Below are 24140 nucleotides of genomic sequence, written 5' to 3' on the forward strand. Positions count from 1 at the left end.
TTTTTCCCGCCGTGTATTTCGTGGATTTCAGTGTTTTTTCGAAGAAAAACCGTGGTACCCGTTCCCCCATTCTATTTGTCGCAGTCTTGGGCTTATGTGCGTTAGGGTTTTACAAGTATCAAGCTCTAATTCTGTCCAAAGCTTATATTGTGTGAGTCGATATACAAAGCTTATGCTTACTTATGTAGCGATACATTGCTATTTTATCTAAAAGTGCACCCGCACAAGCCAGAACTTAATTTTGCTGCCGCTCCAGCCAAGATCCCAGGGAACCTTGTTTCTGTCAGTGTTGTGGCAGCTGACCAAGGAGTATCCCCTTGAGTCGGCACCAGTTACCATGGATATATGTGTGATATCCCCTTTTTTTTCATAGGCTATAAAGTCTCCGGGCAAAAGCTTATACGAAGCCTTATACACCTTCTCATAGCTTCCATAGGCAATAAGTGAAGCCCTGCCGCTGTATATCATATAGCTTTTGAAGCCGTCCGCATTGACCCATGCCCTGGTAGCTCCCCCGCTGTCATAATTCCACATGTGGTTTTTCTTGAACTTCCCGCCTTCATAAAGCACCTGTGATGCGAAGTTAGCGCAGTCACCGCCCTGAGAATTATAATTTCTGTACTTCTTGTTGTATTTAAAACCATACTTTTCTTCACTTGCAGCACCACAATACTTATCAGCATACTCCACTGCAGCCTTTCTCCTATCACCTATATTCGAGAGGTCTCTCGCTTGATGGGTGGATATGTACTGATTTATAGAATCTACATTTATTCTCCCCAGATTTAGAATGTCTTCAAAAGGATCCTTATACCACTCCCTTGTTATTATCCACACTTCGTCCATGTACAATAGATCAAGCACATGGTAGGTCCCTACCCTGAAGCTATTGACAACATCCGGCTCATCCACATATGAATACTTATACTCAGTTGAACATAACAGGTTGATTGTAAACTTTTCTCCTTTAGGCTTAATGCTTCTTATCTTCACTGTAGGTATAATTTCAGTGAATTTCACACCCTGCTTTTGCTCCCAATTGCCGATATATTTCACCTTTGACGATTCATGCTGATATGCCCAAATCCCGTACTTAGTACTTGTATCATACATAGATTCAATAAGCTTCAAATCCCCATTTATAATTGCATTATTCCTATTTCGGAATATCTGATATACTGAATCCTTAAGCTCTTCATTTTCATTCAAGTTAAAGAATACATGCATTATTCCTTCAGGCTGCTCAATAAATACTGTTAACAAGACAATCAATATCATCAGGCCTGCTGCAACCTTCATCACCTTACTTGTCATAATCCTTCTCATTATACTACCCCTCAATTTGCATTTACTTAAATATACTTTTGCCTTGCTGCTTTTATTACTTTTAAGGGGCAAGAAAAATCCCATGTCCTAAAATTCAGACATGGGATTTGGTATTCTTCTGTCAAATCATTCAAGAAGCTAAATCTCCTCCTGATAATATATCCACAAATATATCAACTATATTTTCATCAAACTGTGTATTCTTATGTCTTACAAATTCATTGATAACTTGTTCCCTGCTAAGTCTATCCCTTCGGTATGGTCTAACCGTAGTCATTGCATCATAAGCATCCGCCACTGCCAGTATCTTGGCTAGTTTATGGATTTCCTGCGCTTCCAGTCCATATGGATAACCCCTGCCGTCTATTCTTTCATGGTGCTGCAGTAGAATTTTGTTGCTGGAATCAAGAAACGCCATGCTTTTCAGTAAGTCATAACCTATCTCTGGATGTCTTTTTATTAACTCATACTCTTCAAAAGTCAGTATTCCTTGTTTATTGATTATTTCACTGGGAATTCCAAGCTTTCCTATGTCATGCAGCAGTCCCGCAAACTCAAGGCTTAGGAGTTCTTCGTCATTTAGTCCCATTTTTTTTGCTATAACGAGAGAGTATTCGGTAACTCTCTCACAATGATTTCTCGTATATTTGTCTTTCTCTTCCAAGGAGTTAGCCAGGTTCCTCACTGTACAAAGATAATTGGCACGAATTTCGTTAAGTAAATTATATAATTCTTTGCTCATAGTACATCCTCTTTACCATTATTTTTACGTATAAGCTTTTATGAATTACAGCACTATTGCTTATTATATCAGAAATATCTGCATAATTAAACAATAAATACATCTTTAACGTAAAATCGTCAAAGATGTATTTATAATGCTATTATTTACTTATCGCTACCGCGCATACCTTTAGCTCCGGAGTTTTGCTAACAGGGTCCAGTACCCCGTTTGTCAGTATATTTGCAGAAGCTTCAGCAAAGTGGAAAGGTATGAATACCACATTTTCATCTACGATATCTGTTACCTTTGCCTTAACTAGTATGCTGCCCCTTCGTGAGGATACCTTAATCATTTCGCCGTCTTTGATTTTCAATTTTGCCGCTGCAGCTGGGTTTATCTCTATATAGTTTTCGGACATTTTAGCTTCCAAGCCTTTTACCCTGCCTGTCATTGTCCTTGTATGATAATGATATAATACACGACCTGTTGTCATAATGAATGGGTATTCCTCATCTGTCGTTTCTATGGAGTCCTTATGCTCTATGCCCTTAAACAAACCCTTGCCCCTTGAGAATGCATCCTTATGCATGTATCTTGTTCCTGGATGGTCAAGTGTCGGACACGGCCACTGCAAACCTTCCGCCTCAAGCCTTTCATAGCTTATTCCGCCATAGGATGGTGTCACTGCTGCAATCTCCTCCATAATCTCAGAAGGGTTCTTATGGCTCTTGTCATAGCCCAGCTTTTTCATCAGCTCTAAAAGTATAGTCCAGTCTGCTTTTGCATTTCCTGCCGGTTCCACTGCCTTTCTGACCCTCTGAACTCTTCTTTCGGTATTGGAGAAGGTCCCATCCTTTTCTGCAAAGGCTGCTGCCGGCAGTACAACATCTGCAAGCTCTGCTGTCTCAGTCATGAATATGTCCTGAACTATCAAAAACTCTGTGTGCTCCAATGTATGCTTCACATGATTGGTATCAGGATCTGAAACCATAGGATTTTCTCCCATAATGTAAAGCAGCTTTATTTCTCCCGTTCCCGCCCTCTCCATCATTTCCGGCACAGTAAGACCAGCTCTCGATGAAAGCTTTGTACCCCAAGCCTTTTCAAACTTTTCAAGTACTCCCGGCTTAGCTACTGGTTGATATCCTGGCAGTGTATCCGGCAAAGCTCCCATGTCGCACGCGCCCTGAACATTGTTCTGCCCCCTCAGAGGATTTACTCCTGAGGCTTCCTTCCCAATGTTGCCGCACAGCATTGCAAGGTTCGAAACTGACATTACATTATTTACTCCGCTGCTGTGCTGTGTTATTCCCATGCAATATATTATGCCGGCTTTATCTGCTTTTGCATAAAGCCTTGCCGCCGACCTGATATCCTCCGCCTTTACCCCGCAAATCTCTGCCGCTTTTTCAGGGGTGTAGCTCCTTACTGTCTTTTCTAGCTCTTCAAAGTTTTCGGTCCTCTCTGAAATATATTTCTTATCCTGAAGATCTTCTTCCAGAATCACGTTCATCATGCCATTCAACAGTGCTACGTTCGTTCCTGGCTTTATCTGCAGGAATATGTCAGCATTCTTTGCCAGTTCAATTTCCCTGGGCTCTGCAACAATGAGCTTTGCCCCACGTTTTTGCGCCTGTTTTATTTTTGCTCCTATAACGGGGTGATTTTCAGTAGTATTAGAACCCATTATAAATATTGCCTCAGCATCAATTATCTCGCTTATGCTATTTGTCATAGCTCCGCTGCCTAATGTAGTTGCAAGACCTGCAACTGTTGAGGCATGTCAGAGGCGGGCGCAGTGGTCAACGTTATTGGTGCCGATCACCGCCCTAAACAGCTTTTGAAACAAATAGTTTTCCTCGTTGGTACACCTTGCAGATGAGAAACCGCCTAAAGCGTCGGGACCATATTTGCCTTTTGTTTCCTCTATCTTATCTGCTATCAGTTGATAAGCCTCATCCCAGGTTGCTTCTACAAGCTTACCGTCCTTTCGTATATACGGAGTCTTAAGCCTGTCCGGATGGTCGATGAACTTATAACCGAACTTTCCTTTCACACAGAGAAGTCCATTGTTTGGCTCGGCATTGACAGGTTCCACACCTACCACTTTATTACCCTTAACCAGGAGTTCCATCTGGCAGCCTACACCGCAGTATGAGCAAGTAGTCTGCACCTTGCTGAGTTCCCAAGTCCTGAACTTTTCCGGATGTTTTGGCATCAATGCTCCAACCGGACAAATCGATACACAATTACCACAAGATACACAGGTTGATTGCTCAAAATCTCTTTCATAAGGAACTCCTATATGAGTTTCAAAGCCCCTGTCATTGAAATTAATAGCCCCGCTGCACTGAAGCTCATTGTCTACCCTTATGCATTTGCCGCACATTATACATTTGTTTCTATCCAAATAGAAGAATGGATTGCTGTCATCAATAGGATAATTTTTTTTCTTCCCATTGTATCCACCCTCCTTTATGTCATATTCATAGCAATAATCCTGGAGCTTGCACTTTCCTGATTTTTCGCAGGTCAGGCAATCAAGGGGATGATTCTCAAGCATAAGTCTTAATATTTCTCTTCGCGCTGCAATCACATCAGGTGAGTGAGTCTCCACCACCATTCCCTCTGCAGCAGGAGCAGTACATGCAGTCTGAAGAGCCCTTGCACCCTTTACTTCAACGACACAGATTCGGCAAGCGCCATGACCTGCAAGACGCTCGTCATAGCAAAACGTAGGAATGCTTATACCCAGTTTTTCTGCTGCTTGAAGTAAGGTGGTGTTATTCTCAACCTGCACTTGCTGGTCGTTAATAGTCAAGTTCACCATATAAACCACCCTTTATTTAATATTATTATTTAATATTAAATCTTTACAAGTATTTTATCAATACCAAATACTCCTACCATAAGGCTTCTTGATTGTCTAAATATTATCTATCATATAGAGTCTTAGTATCATAATTATAGACAATGTCAGATGTCAGCCTGCTTTTCATACAATTTTATTAAAAAACAAAAGCCGACCAAAGCATATTTCTGCTAAAGCCGGCAATATTTTTATTTTCTTATACTTTGCTTCTCTTGGTGTAGTGTGTGTGCAGAATGTGATGAGCTTTATGGCTGTTAGGTTTTTCCATATATTCTTCATAAAGCTTCTTAACTTCCGGGTTCTCATGGGATTTTCTCAGCTTTCTCCCTCTATCAATGGAGTACAAGCCTTGCGCCCTCAACTTCTTTACTTCTTCAGTCTTCTCTTTATTCATTATTATCGGCTGTCCGCCGCCGTTTATACAGCCTCCAGGACAACCCATTACTTCGATAAAGTGGTAATTTGCTTCACCGCTCTTGACCTTGTCAAGCAGCTTTGATGCATTTCCTGTGCCGTGGACAACTGCAACCTTGATATCCATGCCATTAATATTCACAGATGCTTCTTTTATGCCTTCCATACCTCTTACAGGTGTGTATTCAATTTCCTTCAGGTCCTGTCCGGTCAATATATCTGCAACAGTTCTGAGTGCTGCTTCACATACTCCGCCAGTTGCTCCAAATATAACCCCGGCGCCTGTGGAGTTGCCTAATATGCTGTCATACTCCCCATCTCTGATAGCCGTAAAGTCTATTCTTGCCTGCTTTATCATCTTTGCAAGCTCCCTTGTAGTAAGAACCGCATCAACATCCATCAAACCGTCGACACTGAGCTCTTCCCTGCCTGCTTCATACTTCTTGGCTGTACATGGCATGATTGATACAACGAAAATGTCTTTAGGATCAATGCCTGCCTTTTCTGCATAGTATGACTTTGCAACAGCGCCGAACATCTGCTGCGGTGACTTGCAGGTTGAAAGATTGTCAAGGAATTCATGGTAGTTATGCTCGCAGTACTTTATCCAGCCCGGTGAACAGGATGTAATGAGTGGGAGTTTTTCGCCGCTCTTTACCCTGGAGATAAGCTCTGTGCCTTCTTCAAGTATAGTAAGATCGGCTGCAAAGTTTGTATCAAATACTTTGTCAAAGCCTAATCTCTTAAGGGCTGTTATCATTTTACCCTCTACATTTGAGCCAATTGGCATTCCAAACTCTTCTCCCAGTGCAACTCTTACTGCCGGAGCAGTCTGCACCACAACATGCTTGGTCTGGTCTCCGATTGCTTTCCATACCTTCTCTGTGTCGTCCTTTTCTCTTAATGCTCCCACAGGACATATCTTAATGCACTGACCGCAGTTTATGCAGTTAACTTCTGTGAGACCCTTGTTATAGGAGGTAGTTACTGTTGTGTTTACTCCCCTTTGTGCAAAATCAATAGCACCTGTGTCCTGCACCTTTTTACATACAGCAACACATCTTCCGCATAATATACATTTGTTCTGATCTCTTACAACAGACGGTGATGCATCATCCAGCTTATATCTTATCTTTTGGCCTTCATATTTTACCTTGTCTATTCCAATTTCTTCACAAAGCTTCTGAAGCTCACAGTTTAAATTCCTTGAGCATGTGAGACATTCTCTTTCATGTCTTGCGAGAATAAGATCCAATATTGTTCTTCTTGCTTCTAAAACAACTGGTGTGTTAGTCTTAACAACCATACCCTCAGCCACAGGCTGCACACATGAAGCCTGCAATGTTCTTGCTCCCTGAACCTCAACCACGCACATCCTGCATGCGCCAACCTCATTGAGTCCTTTCAGAAAACAAAGGGTAGGTATGTTTATGTTCAAAGTCCTTGCAGCTTCAAGTACGGTATAGTTCTTTGGAACCTGGGTTTTGATACCGTCAATAGTAATGTTTATCATTTCCATTTACTCATACCTCCATAAAATACATCTGTTATAAATAACATGATTTTTATCACAAAATATACCATAACCAATTTACTATATCCAGCAATGATTGTCAATAGTTTATCAATGTCATTGGGATATCATGGAATTAGTGTATACAATGTTCTTTACAATCCTATATCTATCATATATAATACGCCTTAGATTGTCAATAGTTTAACACACTTTTTCATTCTTTCAAATAGAACATATATTTACTAGAACTGCTTTCTCTGTCAATTAATTCTAACCCCATTTTGAAATTATTGCTATATATGCTAGCTATTTTTTGACCAATAATAAGGGAAATCAGTATGTCACAGAAATGGTCCCATGAGAAATGATTTAGACTTCCATGATGAATATCAAAGAAGCAGATACTATTTAGCATCTGCTTCTTCGTCTTTACTCTCGTTATTCATCTTGGGCTCTAACTTGCTGTTTGCCTGAGTCATTACTACTATATCCACTCTTCTATTTAGCTTTCTATCAATTTCATTATCATTCGGAACCGTAGGCCTGTATTCCCCATAACTAACAGTCGAAATTCTCTGGGGAATAAACCCTCCGTCAATCAATATCTGTGCTACATTGATAGCTCTCTGGGATGCAAGCTCCCAGTTGGATTTATACCGAACAGACCTTATTGGAATATTGTCTGTAAAACCTTCAACACGCACATAATTGGGCAGCCCTGAAATCGCTCCGCTTATTTTCTTGAGAATCTCATTGGATTTTTCATCCAACTCTGCGGAACCCGAGGAAAAAAGCAATCCCTCACTGAGACTGACCACCATACCTCTCTCATCCTTATAAATTGAGGCCATAGACCCAAGACCGTTAGCTTCAATATACTCTTGAAGCTTCATTTGCGTCTCATCCAATTCTACCTTTGGATTGTATGGAATGTCTTTCAAAAGCCCTCCCCCGCCTGCATCCTTTACTGAAATAACCTGACCGTTACCAAATACAACACCCATTTGTTCTGCCATTGCCATGAATTTATTCTTGTCTACTGCACTCATGGAATACATTACTATAAAAAATATCATTAGCAGCGTTATAAGATCCGCGTAAGTGAGAAGCCATCGTTCATGGTTGTCGCCATGCTCTTCTTCCATATGCCTCTTAGCCATTTAATTCTGCCCCCTCAACTGGCGCTGCCTCAATGCTCTTGTCTCTATCCTCCGTTTTAAAGGTCTGTAGTTTTCTGCGGATTATACTTGGGTTTTCTCCCGCTTGAATTGATAAGACACCTTCCATAATAAGCTGCCTTTCTATTGTTTCCTGTTTAGCCTTCTGCTTGAGCTTGGATGCCATGGGCAGATAAACTAAATTCGCAAAGCAAACTCCATATAAAGTAGCAATGAAGGCACCAGCAATTGACTTGGATAATTCCTCGGGAGAAGAAAGGTTGCCAAGTACATGAACAAGCCCCATAACAGTACCTATAATACCCATTGTCGGTGAGTACCCTCCAGCTGCTTCAAACATAGATGCTTCATTTTTTCTTAGCTGGTCATGTATATAAAGCTCATTTTCGAACATGCTCTTTACCAGATCTGCATCTGTGCCATCTACAACCATTTTAACCCCTTCCTTAAGCATTGGGTCAAACTTGCTGCCATACTCCTTGTCCACTATACCCTCAAGACTCAATAAGCCTTCTTTTCTAGCTGATTCCCCCAGTCTTACAAAAGCATCAATAAGCTCGTCCTCTGAGCTTTTATGCGCGGTCATCGTTGACATGACAAGCTGCGGAAGTCTCTTAACATCCTTCATATTATAGGAAACTAATATTGCTCCCATTGTTCCTCCAAATACTATGATTGCGGGAGCCAGGAGAAAAAGCGCATGCATTTCCCCACCCTCAAGAAGAAATCCAAACAATAGCATTCCAAACCCAAATATCAGACCTAAAAGCGTAGATAATTCCATATGATTACCCCCTACATATCATCAATAATTTTGTAAATATTGAATAAATAATAAGTGTTTATGTGTTACTACTTGCCACCACACTCGGTCGCCTGACCTGTTAATATCTCTATTCCATGCTCCAACGCAGGCATTATTACTTCAAGGTTCTCTCTTACACCCTTGGGGCTTCCCGGAAGGTTTATTATAAGTGTCTGCTTTCTAATACCTGCTTGTGCCCTTGAGAGCATTGCCTTAGGAGTAACCAACAGACTTCTCGCCCTCATTGCTTCGGGTATGCCAGGCACATGCCTTTCGATAACCTCAAGGGTTGCCTCAGGAGTCACATCCCTTTGGGAAAAACCGGTTCCTCCCGTTGTCAGTATTAGGTTGAGCTTGAGCTTGTCGGACATATCTATAATCGCATTTTTTATATCCGCCTTTTCATCGGGAACTATAACATATTTCTCCACCCTGCCGCCTATCTGTCTTATCATATCCTCTATGGCAGGGCCTGAAGTATCAACCCGCTCTCCCCTTGAACCCTTATCACTTACTGTTATGATTCCCACACTGAATCCATCCATTTTAAGTCCCCCGTTCGCTTCATTCCAAACCTTAACATTTCGTATTGTTTATGCTTTCATTCAGCTTCTCGCTGAAATTGAATTCTCCAGACTTGCCGCCTCTTTTATGTACAAGATGTATATCACTTATCACCATAAACTTATCAATGGCCTTACACATGTCATATATAGTCAGCGCAGCGACAGATACCGCTGTCAACGCCTCCATTTCGACTCCCGTAACACCCACAGTCTTCACAACTGCTTCAATATCAAGCTTTGAATTCTCCAGATCAGCCTGGAACTCTATATCAGCACCATATATGTTCACATTGTGACACATAGGTATTATATCCGATGTCGACTTGGCACCCATTATGCCTCCTACCTGAGCTACCGAAAGCACATCACCCTTTTTTATCCTGCCTTCTGCTATAGCCTTCAAGGTTTCTCTTTTCATATACACTGAGCCTCTTGCTATAGCCTCTCTTACGCTTTCCTCCTTTTCAGAGACATCGACCATTCTTGCGTAGCCCTTATCGTTTATATGTGTGAATTCCCCCACGCCCTGAGCTTCCTTCTTATTCTTATCGTTCATACAATCACCTCAACATAATTTTACACTGTACTATTATTGTTGTCTACAAAATAAATATAACTCTTAATGAACAATCTATAATCTGCTATTTATAACATAATCATGCAATTCATATAGCTATCCATGCATCTTTTTGATATAATTTGTCATATAATGTTTTTTATAGTCTTTATTTAAGTATTCTCAGTATCGCTACACACTATTCCAATCGTATAAGGGGGACTTAGGCATGTTTAAAATCAAAAGCCGAAGTATAATGTTCAAGATACTATTGATGATATTGACTATATGTGTATTGGAATCTTTGGTTTTTACCATCATGTCTGAAAGACTTACCGAGCATACCTTGGAGAGCATGATTACCGAAAACAGTAGAAAAAATGCAGAGCTCTGCTCTGAATTCATCGGCAACTGGCTCATAGAGCGAATGAGGGAAATTGATGTCTATGCAAATTCACCCTTGGTAAGAACAATGGATTGGGATAGTATAGAACCTTATCTAAAAACGGAAGTGGCAAAAAAGCTTGAGCTATATGATCATTTCATAGTTGCGGATACAAGTGGAAATTACAATTCAACCCTAAAAAGGAATGTAGGAAATGCCGCCGATAGAGAGTACTTTAAAGCTGCCATGGAAGGCAGCGCCATTGTGTCAAACCCCATTATCTCCAGGACTAATGGAAAACCGATAACTGTTGTCTCAGCACCTATACGAAATGATGATGGGAAAGTAGAAGGAGTAATGGCCGGTACTATTAACCTTATCAAGCTTTCAAATATTATTGAGAATCTGAAATATAATTACTCTAACTCATACTCTTACATAGTAGATAAAAACGGCTTAATTATTGCTCACCCCCAGGTCGAGTACATATTAAAGGAAAATATAACAGTAAAGTCCGACACTATCACCGAGGAGACAACTAAAGCATCAGCTGAAATACTGAAAAATGATGAAGGTTCCAATAAATATTCATTTAAAAATGTGACCAGCATGAGCTATTATCACATTATTCCCAACACCGACGACTGGAAACTGGTAATTAAGACCCCTGTAGAATATTGGCATGCACCCATTAGATATGCAACAACACGTCTTATATTAATAAGCCTTGCAGGGCTTATAATAACTTCGATTCTCGGGTACTTTGTGACAAGAAGCATATCAAATCCTATTATAAAGCTTAGGGAGGTATTTACAAAAGCAGCCGCCGGAGATCTAACAGTCAGGTCAGCAATTGACACTGATGATGAAATTGGGGATGCAGCAAGAAGCTTTAACCAGATGATGGACACCATAAGCAGCTTGACCTATTATGATGTCATTACTCTTCTACCCAACAGAATGCTATTTAATGCAAGCCTAGATATAGAACTGGAAAAAGCTAACCTTGAAAATAGCAAGCTTGCTATCATGATATTGGACATAGACAAGTTTGAGAGTATAAACAATACCTTAGGTCATACAGCAGGGGACAAGCTTCTTAAGAGCTTGGCAGAAAAAATCACCTCTCTTGTTGACCATAACCATATGGTTTCCCATATGGGAGAGGACAGATTTGCAGTTCTATTTAAAAGCTTTGTACATAAAAATGACGTGATAGAGCTGGCCAATTTAGTCCGGGATGCCGTCAAACAGCCATGGGTTATTGATGAACATAGATTTTATATCACTGCCTGCATTGGTATGGCCTTCTACCCTGAAGACGGTGAGCATAGCGACAGCTTATTCAAGAATGCGTTTTCTGCAATGCAGAAAGCAAAGGGTCGAGGCCGTGATAATTATCAACTGTATGAATCTTCTATAAACGCACGGCTCCTGGAGCAGCTGAATTTGGACAGCAGCATGCATAATGCATTGGACAATGGTGAGTTTTCCTTGCATTATCAGCCCCAGGTAGATACCAAGACCAAAGAAGTGCTCGGCTGCGAGGCCCTTATAAGATGGAATCATCCCGAGCTTGGAATGATTAGTCCACTTAAATTCATCCCTGTTGCCGAAGCAAATGGATTAATAATGAACATAGGCAGATGGGTTCTTTATACAGCTTGTATGCAGAACAAGCTGTGGCAGGACTCAGGCTGCAAGCCGATTTATGTATCGGTTAACTTATCCGCTGTGCAGCTTATTCAGGAGGGCTTCATCGATGTAGTTTCTGATGTTCTGAAAGAAACAGGCCTTTCATCAGAATATTTGGAGCTTGAGATAACTGAAAGTGTTGCAGTAAAGAATCCAGAATACATAACCGGTATTCTGGAAAAACTCAAGAGCATGGGAATACGCATAGCCCTTGACGATTTCGGAACCGGCTACTCTTCCCTGAATTATCTTAAGAATTTTGCAATTTCTACTTTAAAGATAGACCGCAGCTTTATAATTGATATTAATGATAATCCCAAGAATGCCGCAATTGTATCTACCATACTTGCAATGGGCCACAACTTGAAGCTGAAGGTAACTGCGGAGGGCGTCGAAACTGAGGAACAATACGAAGCCTTGAGGGATAAGGGCTGTGATATCATACAAGGATATTACTTCAGCAAACCCCTTCCACATAATGAATTTGAAAAGCAGTGGCTGTAGCCACTGCTTTCTTATACCTTAAATACTTCAATTGAGTCCTTTAGCTTTGTAATCATGCTGTCAAGCTCCTGGATAGAGGCTGATACCTCTTCAACAGAAGCTACTTGCTCTTCTACCGAAGCATTCACCTCTTCAGCCGAGGCAGCCGACTGTTCAACCACGTCAGAAATACTGCTGATAGAATTAATTACCTTATCCTTCGCCAGATCGACTTCATTAGCATCTTCACTCAGGGATTGTATTTCTTTCATTACAGACTCAGTTGACAGCTTTATTTCTTCAAAGGCTTTCATTGTTGATTCAAGTGAAATATCAGCCTCCTCTACCATCCTGCCTGCATATTCCATATTAATTTCTGTACCTTCAATAGTACCGATTATTTCATCTATTATTTTATTTATTTCGATAGTAGCTTTTGCAGATTGCTCAGCTAGCTTTCTGACCTCTTCCGCCACAACCGCGAAGCCCTTTCCATGCTCCCCTGCCCTTGCAGCCTCAATAGCCGCATTCAAAGCAAGCATATTAGTCTGGTCGGCTATATTGCTAATTGTCCCAACAATTTGACCAATTGATTTGGATTTTTCATTTAGCTCTCTTACTTCTTCTGCCACCTTCATAGTAGCTGCCTTATTGTTTCGGAATTTTTCCTTCAGTATTTCGACAGACTCGATACCAATATTGTTCTTATCTCTTACAGTATTTGTGCTTTCCAGAGTATTTACTGATTTCTGGAATATGCTTTTTATCTTCTCTGCAAGTCGGTTGGTATTATCCATACATTCACCCACTTCACGGGTCTGTTCCATCGAACCAGCCGCAATTTGCTGTATTGCCTGTGCCACTTCTCCACTTGTTACATTCATGGTTTCAGCTGAGTCAGATATTGTGCCGGAGGCATCCTTGAGCTTTGTTATTATTCCCATGATATTGTTAATCAGGCTTTGCAGACTGCTGATTGTGCTGTTCAATCCCTTTGATATATCCCCGATTTCATCTTTTGTTCGAACCTCACATTTGCTGGTCAGTTCTCCCTTTTCCACTTTATCCAGTGTAGACATAATCTCTTTTACATTCCTGATTATTTTGTTAATAATAAATCCAAAGATAATCATATTAATCATTAACATTATTATACCGGTATAAGCTATCCAACGGTTCAGGGCAAACACTTCCTGGTTTATTTTACTGTCTTCAATGCCCGCGAACCACATTCCTATTACATTCCCACCTGCATCCTTTAAAGGCATATACATGGTCTGACACTTCTTTCCTGCAACATCTGCAATGCCTTTATATATATTCCCGCCTTTTAGAACTGCCTCAACTACCTTATCTGCAGCCTTTGTCCCTGTAGCCCTGCTTCCGTCGGCTTTAGCCACATTTGTGGCTACTCTGGTATCTCTCAAAAATATCGTTGCCAAAGAACCAGTGTTTTCTTTAATTAAGTCCACAATATTTGTATCATCATTAATAAGCTTGTCACCCTTAAAAAGCTTGTCACCCTCCACTCTCCAGTCACCCGGGTACTCCTTTTCCAGGAGGGTATAACCAAGGTTAGATGTTGAACTCAGCAGGTTATTGGTTACAAAGCTTTTGAATTGGAAGTTCACAATAGCAAATATTGCAATCCCAAAGATTATAAGCTGCAGCGCCATAAGAACCATTAGCTTGCCTTTCAGTTTCAAAATAGGAGCCTTTGACTTATTAGTTTTAGAGCTCATTAAATACTATTCCTCCATTCAGATTATTTAGTTGCGACATGGTAAATATTTGTTATTAATGGATATACTTACCATATAGGCTAATATTAATATAACACATTTCCCCATATTTAGACAATTTATTTCTTTTTTTGACATTTACACTTTCGATTATATATTCAATATTGGTTATCAATATATTTCGCGAAAAACATTATACATTACTAATTCAAATTTCGCGTAAATGTTACCTTGATTTTCATTGAATTCGCACTATACCCCATGTAATACCCTAAGTGCGTTCAATCTAATCTGAATTTGTTAAGTATTAATGCATAAAAAAACCTGCTGATTTTATCAGCAGGTTTTTGCCTGTCTTAGTACATCATATCTCCGCCCATGCCGCCGCCTGGCATCATTGGCTTATCTTTCTCAGGAAGGTCTGCTACTACGCTTTCTGTTGTAAGCAGTAAAGCTGCAACAGAAGCTGCATTCTGAAGTGCAGATCTTGTAACCTTTGTTGGGTCAACTATACCAGCTTTAATCATATCTATATATTCTTCGCGTAAAGCATCAAAGCCTATTCCAGGCTTGCTTGCCATAACCTTTTCTATGACTACTGAACCTTCTAAGCCTGCATTTTCTGCAATCTGTCTAACTGGCTCTTCCAAAGCCCTCTTGACTATCTTAACACCGGTTCTCTCATCGCCTTCTGTTTTGCCAATAAGTTCACTCACAGCCGCTATTGTATTCGCAAGTGCAGTTCCGCCGCCAGGCACTATTCCTTCTTCTACTGCTGCTCTTGTTGCTGCAAGCGCATCTTCTATCCTGTGCTTTCTTTCCTTCAGCTCTGTCTCTGTAGCAGCTCCAACCTTAATTACCGCTACACCGCCGGAAAGCTTAGCAAGTCTTTCCTGAAGCTTTTCCTTATCAAAATCAGAAGTGGTATCTTCAATCTGTGCTTTAAGCTGTCTGATTCTGTCTTTAATTACCTGAGCATCTCCAGCTCCGTCAACTATAATGGTGTTTTCCTTTTGAATCTTAACCTGTCTTGCTCTACCCAACTGGCTCATTTGAGTTTCTTTAAGCTCCAAGCCCAGTTCTTCGGATATAACCTGACCATTTGTGAGTATAGCAATATCTTCAAGCATTGCCTTTCTTCTATCGCCAAAACCAGGTGCCTTTACAGCTACGCAAGTGAAAGTGCCTCTTAACTTGTTGACAATCAATGTTGACAATGCTTCGCCTTCAACATCTTCAGCAATAATCAGGAGCTTCTTGCCCTGTTGAACTATCTGTTCAAGAATCGGAAGCAATTCCTGTATGTTAGAAATCTTTTTGTCAGTAATGAGTATATATGGATCGTCAAGTACAGCTTCCATCTTTTCTGTATCAGTAACCATGTACAGTGAAATACATCCTCTGTCAAACTGCATGCCTTCTACAACATCAAGAGTTGTTCCGAAAGTATTGGATTCTTCAACTGTAATAACGCCGTCCTTGCCTACCTTTTCCATTGCTTCTGCAATAAGCTCGCCTATTGTATCGTCAGCAGCCGAAATAGATGCAACCTGTGCAATAGCTTCTTTGCTTTCAATTGCTCTTGACATCTTCTTAAGTTCTTCAACAGCAGTATCAACAGCTTTGTTGATACCCTTCTTTACTATCATTGGGTTTGCGCCTGCTGCAACGTTCTTTAGACCTTCTCTTATTATTGCCTGTGCAAGCAGTGTTGCTGTAGTTGTACCATCACCTGCTACATCGTTTGTCTTTGTAGCAACTTCTTTAACAAGCTGTGCCCCCATATTTTCAAATGGGTCCTCAAGCTCAATTTCCTTTGCTATAGTAACACCATCATTGGTGATAAGGGGAGAGCCGAATTTCTTATCTAATACTACATTTCTGCCCTTAGGTCCCAATGTTATTTTAACTGTATTTGCAAGCTGGTTTACACCGCTCTCAAGCGCTCGTCTTGCTTCTTCTGCATATTTAATCTGTTTTGCCATTCTTGTTCCCTCCTTAATTATTCAATAACTGCCAATACATCGTTCTGTCTCAATATCAAATACTCTGTGCCATCCATTTTAACTTCTGTTCCGGCATATTTTGAGTATATGACCTTGTCTCCAACCTTTAATTCCAGCGGAATCTTCTTGCCATCCACCATTTCTCCTGATCCTACTGCAAGCACTTCACCCTGCATTGGTTTTTCCTTTGCAGTACCCGGAAGCACTATACCGCTCTTTGTTGTTTCTTCACTCTCAATAACTCTGATAATGATTCTGTCGCCTAGTGGTTTGATGTTCATGCATAACCCTCCTTAAAAGTTCTTATTAAAAATAATATGTACTTTTTCTTATTAGCACTCACTCTAGTCGAGTGCTAACTACACTTCTTATAATAATTAATGGGAATTACATTATCAAACTCCAATATTGCCCGAAATAAGCATGATTCGCTTATTCTGGGTCATTATTTAGTATTATATCCATATTACGCTATATTTATGCTGTTTTATCAGTATTTCTTTAAAAATTGAAAAAACTGCATAAATAAGCATCAAATACTTACAAATACAGCTTGTCCATGGTCCTCAGTTACTTCATAAACAGCATGAATAATATCGGAAGGAATATTGCAGGCAGCATATTGCCAACCTTTATCTTCTTTATCTCCAGTATGCTTATACCCACTCCTATAAGGAGAACTCCCCCTGTGGCTGTCATTTCTGTCATTACCGCCTCACTGAGGTATGGAGCTACCGCTGAAGCAAGTAAAGTAATAGTGCCCTGGTAAATGAACACAGGTAGGAAGGATAAAGCAACCCCAATGCCCAAAGTAGATGCGAAAACAACCGCTATGACTCCGTCCATTATCGCTTTTGTATATAATATCTTGTGGTCATTCATCAGTCCGCTTTGCAGTGCTCCCATTATTGCCATGGAGCCAACACATAAAAGAAGGCTTGCTGTTACAAAACCCTGTGAAAAATTCCCTTCCTTGGATTTGAGCTTGTCCTGAACAAAGTCTCCCAAATCATTCATTCTTTTCTCAATGTCAATCCATTCCCCTAATACTGCTCCGAGCACCAGGCTGAAAACTACAACCATGATATTTTTGGACTGTATTGCAAACATCATCCCTAATGCTATGGTTAGCAGCCCTAAGGCTGAAATAATCAAGCTGCTGAAACGCTCTGAAAGTCCTTTCTTTAAAATGCTTCCTGCTATTCCTCCAACAACTATTGCTGCTGCATTTGCCAAAGAACCTAGTAAGATCATAGTAATAACCCCCTCATAATAGTACGTCTTAAGCAACGGGGGAACGGGTACCACGGTTTTCCTTCGGAAAAACACTAAAACCCACTGAATTCACGGAGGGAAAAATTTCTAAAACATAAGTAATAATCGATAAGGAAGTAAGTATCGCAATTCAGTAGAGTCGCTATGTAGTAATAATAGTTACCGTGTTATTCCGCAGGAATCCGTGTAACATCCGTGTGTTCCGTGGTTCCCGTACCCCCGTTCCCCTGTGTCTCATTTATCTACTGATACTTTAGATCTTTTTATCCGGATTTATCTTGAATTCTCTTGCGTAATAGAAAAGATACTCCTGGGCAAAACCTGCCAAATCTCCGAACTTTTCTACTGCAAACTGCTGTATTTCTTTCATTTTGACATCTCTTTTAAGGAAGAAATATTCAGTTACTCTCTTTACCCATACATCGACAGGATAGGCTTTATATTTCTGCATGGAAAAAAGCATGATGCAATCTGCTACCTTTGGACCCACTCCAGGAATCTTAATGAGCTCTTTCCTGGCATTATCCATATCCATGCTGACAATGTCATTCAGCTTTATTTCTCCCTTATTCAGCATTCTTACAGCCTGATATATGTACTTGCATCTGAACCCGGCTCTGCACATGGATATTCCTTCAATAGTTACCTCTTGAAGCTCCGACTGGGTTGGAAAGGTATAATAGGTTTTCCCCTTGTAATGGACTTCTCTGCCATACATTTCAGAAAGTAGTCTGATGCTTCTTGCTATCATCGGTATACTATTGTTTGCTGACATTATATATGATATCAGGAGCTCCCAAGGTTCCTGCTTCAGTATTCTAATCCCTCTTCCATACTTAATAGCCATATCAAGTACAGAATCCTTGGATAGCGTTTCTTTAATAAGCCCATAATCCCTTCCCAGATCAAAGTAATCAAACCATATATCCTGAAAATCCCTCAGGTTGGTATTACTAAGCATCACGATTCCTTTATCATAATCCGACTTGACATTCAGCACTTTATCAAATGCAATTCCGGTATAGCTTCCATCCTCTTCTTTTGTCCAGCGGAAGCATTGACCGCATTCAAATATATGCTTGGCATCAAAATCTTTTATGCCTTCCAATATTAGACCATTCTCGACTTCATTTATTTTCATATAGATACTCCTTCGAATAAAGTTGCATTTGGTTACGGGTTTCGCGTTTCGCGTTTCGCGTGTTAAAGCCAGCCTTCGAAGCACTGTCCCGAACACCCGCAACTCGTAACTCGTAACTCGCAACCATACCCTATAGGAATCCCCATGCTACGTAGTTATCCCCTTTACAGTTACATTTATGCTTAATACATTCAGCCCCGTCATATATTCAATTTCTTCAACCAGATTTTTCTGAAGCTCAACTATCATAAGATCAATTCTGGTTATAAGCTTTATAGATAAATCAAGGTCAATAATTACTCCATCAGGCTTATTCTCTATCCTGACTCTCAGAATCTTATTTATCCTCTCCACCTTGGATACGCAAATGCTTATCAACTGCACAAGAGCCACTTTTGAGAGCTCATACTTACCAAGGTAGCTGAAGGTTGGTCTTATTATTGTCTTTTCTACAATATCTGCAAATCGATCCTTTTTACTGAATACCTTCAGTGAGTCTATAAAGTAGCCGGAAAAATCCTTTTTAATCTCAAAGGTAGGCACCGGTATTACATGCTTTCCATCCTCACGGCGTGATTTCCTTGCCAACTCTATTTCTTTTTCTGTCGATACATCTTCTATATGGAGTATTTCATGAAACTCCGGCAGCCCAAGGACTTGACATATTTCCTGAACCATTTTGAGCGAAGTGCCGAGAACAATAATCTTTTCCGGTTTTATTTCTTCCAGAGCATTCTTAACCTTTTCCCTGTGATCAGGATCATTAAATAACGCTCTTCTTACTGATGCAATCTTTGTGCTTTCTCTCTTAGCTGATTGACCGGCAATTACTCTGGTACCGCCTATAAGAAGTCCATCATCAATTATATACCCAATATCCCTGTCTTTTGCAACTATGAAAGCCTTGTAGCTTTTCCCTGTACCACTTTGACCAATAAGCGCGTATACCTTCACGGCTATACCCCCAATGCCTTAAAATGACTTGTTATATACGTTTTATTCTATCATATTTGGGCGATTTTGAAACAAAAATTTGTTTTAAAATAAAGAAAGTCGACATGTTCACATGTCGACTTTCTTTTAGTTCCCTTTCTCAGGGAAGACCTTACCAAGTAATACTATTGTTCCGTAAAATACAGCAATTACTATAAATATTCCAAGCATCCCAAATCCCATGACCCTAATGCTTTCATAAAATACACCCATATTCATTTTCCCTACCTCTTTCATTAATAATGGATTCTATTTAGCCACCAATGCAAGTATCAAGCCACCGGCAATTATTGAGCCAATCTGCCCTGCAACATTGGCACTTACTGCTTGCATCAGTATGAAGTTCGTGGGGTCAGCCTTCTGTGCTTCCCTCTGTATAACTCTCGCCGACATTGGGAAAGCAGATATACCTGCAGCTCCAACCATCGGATTTATCTTATTTTTTGAAAACAGGTTCAGGAACTTGGCAAACATTACTCCGCCGGCAGTGTCAAATGTAAAGGCAACAAGGCCCATAGCCATTATCTTGATAGTATCTATATTAAGGAATCTGTCGGCAGACATTGTTGAACCTATTGTAATACCAAGAAGTATAGTAACAAGGTTTGCAAGTTCATTTTGAGCGGATTTCGAAAGTCGCTCAGTAACGCCGCTTTCCCTTAAGAGATTACCAAACATCAGGAAGCCTACCAAAGCTATGCTTATAGGAGCCACCAGACCTGCTATAACAGTAACAACTATCGGGAATAGTACCTTAACCTTCTTGGATACAGAATGCTCCTCATATGGCATCCTAATCCTTCTTTCCTCCAATGTAGTAAGGGCTCGTATGACAGGAGGCTGTATAATTGGCACCAGCGACATATATGAGTATGCCGCAACCGAAATCGGAGCCAGCAGGTGTTCAGCAAACTGCGATGCTACATATATTGAAGTAGGACCGTCCGCTGCTCCTATGATGCCTATTGATGCTGCTTCTTTGAGACTGTAGCCCATCAATGCTGCCATTGACATGGTGAAGAATATTCCGAACTGTGCTGCCCCACCGAAAAGCAGCATCTTAGGATTCTTTAAAAGCGGTCCGAAATCTATCATGGCACCGACTGCCACAAATATCAGCAAAGGGAACAATTCCGACTTTATACCTGCATTATAAAGCTCAAGAAGAGGATTCATTCCTCCGGTCTCAAAAACCAGGGGAATATTTGCCATTATGGCTCCAAAGCCTATCGGCAGAAGAAGTACCGGCTCATATTCTTTTGCAATTGCCAAATAAATAAGTATTCCTGCTATTAGCAGCATAATAAGATGTCCAAGTTGAAATGCTTTTAGTCCGACTAATAAACTCTCCATTTTATAACTCCCTCCAAAGGTGAATTTGCGCTTCCCACTCAACAAATGCCTCGCTTATATATACTAGCAATATGTTGTGTTGAAACTATTGCTTATAACGATGCAATTAATACTATATATGTAAAATTACGCACATCTTATAGTTTAACGTAAAAACTCACAAATGTAAAACTGTACATTTGTGAGTTTTGGCTTTAAACTATTGATATTTTTCTATCAATTCAAAATAAGTATGCTTATCACAGTAAATCTCTGTAACTCTACTTTTTCTTCTTCTTAGTCTCATCTTGCTCCTTGAGCAGGTATGATATTGTAAACAAACTTTCACTTAAGTGAACATTTTCAATAATGACATTGCTGTCCAGCTTTAAGTCTACAGGCGCAAAATTCCATATACCCTTTATTCCGCACTCCACCAGTCTTTCTGCAATCTTCTGTGTGCCTTCCTTGGGGGTGCAGAGTATGCCAATCTCTATTTCGTTCTCTTTTATGAAGCTTTCAAGCTCATCAATTGGCATAACTGTAATATTTTTAATATTATCGCCTATTTTTTTAGGGCTATTGTCAAACATGCCATGCAGTTTAAAGCCACTCTCATCAAAGAAGGTGTAGTTGGCTATTGCCCTTCCTACATTACCTGCGCCTATAATAACAGTCTTATACGTCTTGTCCAGACCAAGTATCTTCCCAATCTCCTTATACAACTCATCAACATTATACCCATAACCCTGCTGCCCAAAGCCGCCAAAGCAATTCAAGTCCTGCCTTATCTGAGAGGCTGTAAAACCTGTGATACGGCTAAGCTCTTGAGATGATACCCTCCTTATGTCGTTGTTCAATAAGTCTCCCAAGTACCTGTGATATTTAGGAAGCCTTCTAACTACCGCCATAGAAATATTACTAAATCTTTCCATCTTATCTACTCCCAACTATTGATATTTATTATAACATTACGGTTAAGATAATAGAGATTTCTCTTTAGTTATTTTTTTAACGTAGCTATTCACATATGTATATACTTATAGTTTCGTAAATTAATTTTATTATATACTTTACACGTTGTCAAGAATTTACATATATTGGTATTTTTTAACACTATATACAAAATAGCAGATTTTTTGGTAAAATGGTTATTGGGTTAAGACAAAGTAAGTTCGGAGGTCACTTTCATGATTATTATTTCTAGTAAGGATGTAAAAAAAAGCTATGGTATAGATGTTATTATTGAGGATATAACCTTCACTGTGCAGGAAAATGATAAAGTAGGCATTGTAGGAGTCAATGGGGCGGGAAAGTCTACTCTTTTCAAGATTATTACCGGCGACCTTGAGCAGGAGGTCGGTGATATATTCATCAGCAAGAATTCCAGCATAGGATATATGTCGCAAGATTTCAGCTTTGAATCCAACAATAATATCTGGGATGAAATGCTGACGGTTTTTGCCCAGCTTATCCAGATGGAGAAAACTATACAGGATTTCGAGCTAAAAATCAGCAGTATGAGCACTTCTTCAGATAATGAGGCTTTGGAGCCCCTGCTTAAAACATATGCCAATTTGCAGGAGGAGTACAAGAACAGCAACGGCTTTGGTTATAAAAGCCAGATAAAAGGTGTACTTAAGGGTCTTGGCTTTTCACCTGAGGATTATGATAAGCCTATATCCATACTCAGCGGCGGGCAAAAAACAAGAGTCGCACTAGGAAAGGTGCTTCTGCAGAATTTTAATATACTGCTTCTGGACGAACCAACCAACTATCTTGATATTCAATCTGTGGAGTGGTTGGAGGAATACCTTAAGAACCTTAAATGTGCGGCACTTATCGTATCCCATGACCGTTATTTCCTTGACATGGTTACCAACAGAACCTTTGAAATCGAAAACAGGACTCTTAAGGAGTATAACGGCAATTATTCAAAATATGTTGAGAAGAAGCAGCAGCAAAGAGAAATAATGCTGAAGGATTATGCAGAGCAGCAAAAGGAAATTGCCAGGCAAGAGGCAATAATAGCAAAGTTCAGACAGTATAACAGGGAAAAAAGCATAAAGCAGGCAGAGAGCAGGGAGAAAGCTCTTGACCGCATTGAAAGGATTGACAGGCCTGATGCACTTCCCAAGAATATAGGCTTCAAATTTGATCCAGGGATTAGAAGTGGAAATGATGTGCTCTCAGTGGAAAATCTCTCGAAAACTTTTGACAGACTGCTTTTCAAGGATGCAAGCTTTGCTGTCAAACGGGGGGAAAAAGTCGCGCTGCTGGGACCTAATGGAATAGGCAAAACCACCATGCTCAAAATAATAGCTGGTTTATCAAAGGCAGATGCCGGTTTTGTACGCCTCGGGACCAATGTTATTATAGGTTATTATGACCAAGAGCAGGAAAGCCTGGATTACAGCAAGACAGTAATAGACGAAATATGGGATGAGTACCCTCAATTAAACCAGACGGAGATAAGAACCAAGTTGGCCGCCTTCCTGTTCCAGGGTGAGGATGTGTTCAAAGAGATCAGCAAGCTCAGCGGCGGAGAGAGAAGCAGAATTGCACTTTTAAAGATTATGCTCTCCAAGTCCAATTTTCTCCTTATGGATGAACCCACCAACCATTTGGACATATTATCAAAAGAAGTGCTGGAGAGTGCATTGACAAATTATCCAGGCACAGTGCTGCTGGTTTCTCATGACAGGTATTTCCTGAACAAGGTCGCTACTAAAATAATCGAACTTAAGCAGGATGATTGCTTGCAATACAACGGCAACTACTCTTATTATATCTATAAAAAAGGCTTATTGGAAAACAGCGCTGACCTCCAGCAGGCGGAGGATTCCGAAGCAGCCACAGCCACTAAGAATGATTGGCTTAAGCAGAAGGAGGAAAAGTCAAGCCTACGAAGGCAGCAGAAAAGGCTTGAGACAGTTGAGATGGAAATAGCGCAGTCCGAGGAGCGCATTAAGGAAATAGGCGCTTTACTGGAGACCTCTGAGGTGTACAGCAACCACGTCAGATGCCAGGAGCTCCATCATGAGCAGGAAAAACTTAAGAAAAACCTGGATTCGCTTTATGAAGAATGGAGCGAGCTTAGTGAATAAAATTAAGGGCGAACACTGTTCGCC

General features: G+C 40.3%; 19 protein-coding genes. 2 read left to right on the top strand and 17 right to left on the bottom strand.

Going from position 1 to position 24140, the window contains the following annotated elements; genetic code table 11:
* Window positions 1-207: 207 nt before the first annotated feature.
* The 8 genes from VEB00_15015 to moaC form a co-directional block, all read right to left on the bottom strand.
* Window positions 208-1326 carry an amidase domain-containing protein gene (locus tag VEB00_15015; GenBank protein HYF84329.1) on the bottom strand — a complete coding sequence of 373 codons (1119 nt, stop codon included), beginning with the start codon at window positions 1324-1326 and terminating at the stop codon, window positions 208-210.
* Window positions 1327-1456: 130 nt separating this feature from the next.
* Window positions 1457-2068, bottom strand: a complete 612-nt coding sequence (locus tag VEB00_15020; protein ID HYF84330.1) for an HD-GYP domain-containing protein — start codon at window positions 2066-2068, stop codon at window positions 1457-1459.
* Between the two features lie 142 nt (window positions 2069-2210).
* Complete coding sequence (fdhF, locus tag VEB00_15025; GenBank protein HYF84331.1) at window positions 2211-4880, bottom strand: formate dehydrogenase subunit alpha; 2670 nt, start codon at window positions 4878-4880, stop codon at window positions 2211-2213.
* Between the two features lie 238 nt (window positions 4881-5118).
* A complete protein-coding gene (locus VEB00_15030) occupies window positions 5119-6855 on the bottom strand; it encodes an NADH-dependent [FeFe] hydrogenase, group A6 (protein ID HYF84332.1) in 1737 nt (578 codons plus the stop codon).
* Between the two features lie 401 nt (window positions 6856-7256).
* Window positions 7257-8012, bottom strand: coding sequence for a flagellar motor protein MotB (locus tag VEB00_15035; GenBank protein HYF84333.1), 756 nt, complete (start codon window positions 8010-8012; stop codon window positions 7257-7259).
* Window positions 8005-8814 (bottom strand): flagellar motor protein, encoded by an 810-nt coding sequence (locus VEB00_15040; GenBank protein HYF84334.1) that lies wholly within the window; start codon window positions 8812-8814, stop codon window positions 8005-8007. Before VEB00_15040 ends, VEB00_15035 begins: the two co-directional genes overlap by 8 nt.
* A gap of 68 nt (window positions 8815-8882) precedes the next feature.
* Window positions 8883-9380: a MogA/MoaB family molybdenum cofactor biosynthesis protein gene (locus VEB00_15045; GenBank protein HYF84335.1), complete on the bottom strand. Its 498-nt coding sequence runs from the start codon at window positions 9378-9380 to the stop codon at window positions 8883-8885.
* Between the two features lie 31 nt (window positions 9381-9411).
* On the bottom strand, window positions 9412-9924 hold the full coding sequence (gene moaC, locus VEB00_15050; GenBank protein ID HYF84336.1) for a cyclic pyranopterin monophosphate synthase MoaC: 513 nt from the start codon (window positions 9922-9924) through the stop codon (window positions 9412-9414).
* A gap of 262 nt (window positions 9925-10186) precedes the next feature.
* On the opposite strand from moaC, the gene VEB00_15055 reads away from it, so the two are divergent.
* Window positions 10187-12541 (top strand): EAL domain-containing protein, encoded by a 2355-nt coding sequence (locus tag VEB00_15055; GenBank protein HYF84337.1) that lies wholly within the window; start codon window positions 10187-10189, stop codon window positions 12539-12541.
* A gap of 11 nt (window positions 12542-12552) precedes the next feature.
* Here the strand turns inward: VEB00_15055 and VEB00_15060 are convergent, their stop codons facing one another.
* The 9 genes from VEB00_15060 to VEB00_15100 all read right to left on the bottom strand — a co-directional run bounded on the left by VEB00_15060 (window position 12553) and on the right by VEB00_15100 (window position 21944).
* The gene (locus tag VEB00_15060) at window positions 12553-14262 is read right to left on the bottom strand and encodes a methyl-accepting chemotaxis protein (GenBank protein HYF84338.1); all 1710 of its coding nucleotides are present in this window, start codon (window positions 14260-14262) and stop codon (window positions 12553-12555) included.
* A 356-nt stretch (window positions 14263-14618) separates the two neighbouring features.
* The gene (gene groL, locus VEB00_15065) at window positions 14619-16247 is read right to left on the bottom strand and encodes a chaperonin GroEL (GenBank protein HYF84339.1); all 1629 of its coding nucleotides are present in this window, start codon (window positions 16245-16247) and stop codon (window positions 14619-14621) included.
* 17 nt (window positions 16248-16264) lie between these two features.
* Window positions 16265-16549, bottom strand: coding sequence for a co-chaperone GroES (groES, locus tag VEB00_15070; protein HYF84340.1), 285 nt, complete (start codon window positions 16547-16549; stop codon window positions 16265-16267).
* 289 nt (window positions 16550-16838) lie between these two features.
* A complete protein-coding gene (locus VEB00_15075) occupies window positions 16839-17522 on the bottom strand; it encodes a DUF554 domain-containing protein (protein ID HYF84341.1) in 684 nt (227 codons plus the stop codon).
* 274 nt (window positions 17523-17796) lie between these two features.
* Window positions 17797-18684 carry a DNA glycosylase gene (locus tag VEB00_15080; protein HYF84342.1) on the bottom strand — a complete coding sequence of 296 codons (888 nt, stop codon included), beginning with the start codon at window positions 18682-18684 and terminating at the stop codon, window positions 17797-17799.
* Window positions 18685-18831: 147 nt separating this feature from the next.
* Window positions 18832-19638 carry an Asp23/Gls24 family envelope stress response protein gene (locus VEB00_15085; protein HYF84343.1) on the bottom strand — a complete coding sequence of 269 codons (807 nt, stop codon included), beginning with the start codon at window positions 19636-19638 and terminating at the stop codon, window positions 18832-18834.
* A 126-nt stretch (window positions 19639-19764) separates the two neighbouring features.
* Complete coding sequence (locus tag VEB00_15090; GenBank protein HYF84344.1) at window positions 19765-19896, bottom strand: hypothetical protein; 132 nt, start codon at window positions 19894-19896, stop codon at window positions 19765-19767.
* 30 nt (window positions 19897-19926) lie between these two features.
* A complete protein-coding gene (locus VEB00_15095; protein ID HYF84345.1) occupies window positions 19927-21030 on the bottom strand; it encodes a sodium ion-translocating decarboxylase subunit beta in 1104 nt (367 codons plus the stop codon).
* A gap of 260 nt (window positions 21031-21290) precedes the next feature.
* On the bottom strand, window positions 21291-21944 hold the full coding sequence (locus VEB00_15100; protein HYF84346.1) for a redox-sensing transcriptional repressor Rex: 654 nt from the start codon (window positions 21942-21944) through the stop codon (window positions 21291-21293).
* 255 nt (window positions 21945-22199) lie between these two features.
* On the opposite strand from VEB00_15100, the gene VEB00_15105 reads away from it, so the two are divergent.
* Entirely contained in the window at window positions 22200-24116 is a 1917-nt protein-coding gene (locus tag VEB00_15105; GenBank protein ID HYF84347.1) for an ABC-F family ATP-binding cassette domain-containing protein, read from the top strand.
* Window positions 24117-24140 lie beyond the last annotated feature (24 nt).

It is taken from the genome of Clostridia bacterium, from assembly GCA_035628995.1.
Classification (GTDB): domain Bacteria; phylum Bacillota; class Clostridia; order Lutisporales; family Lutisporaceae; genus BRH-c25.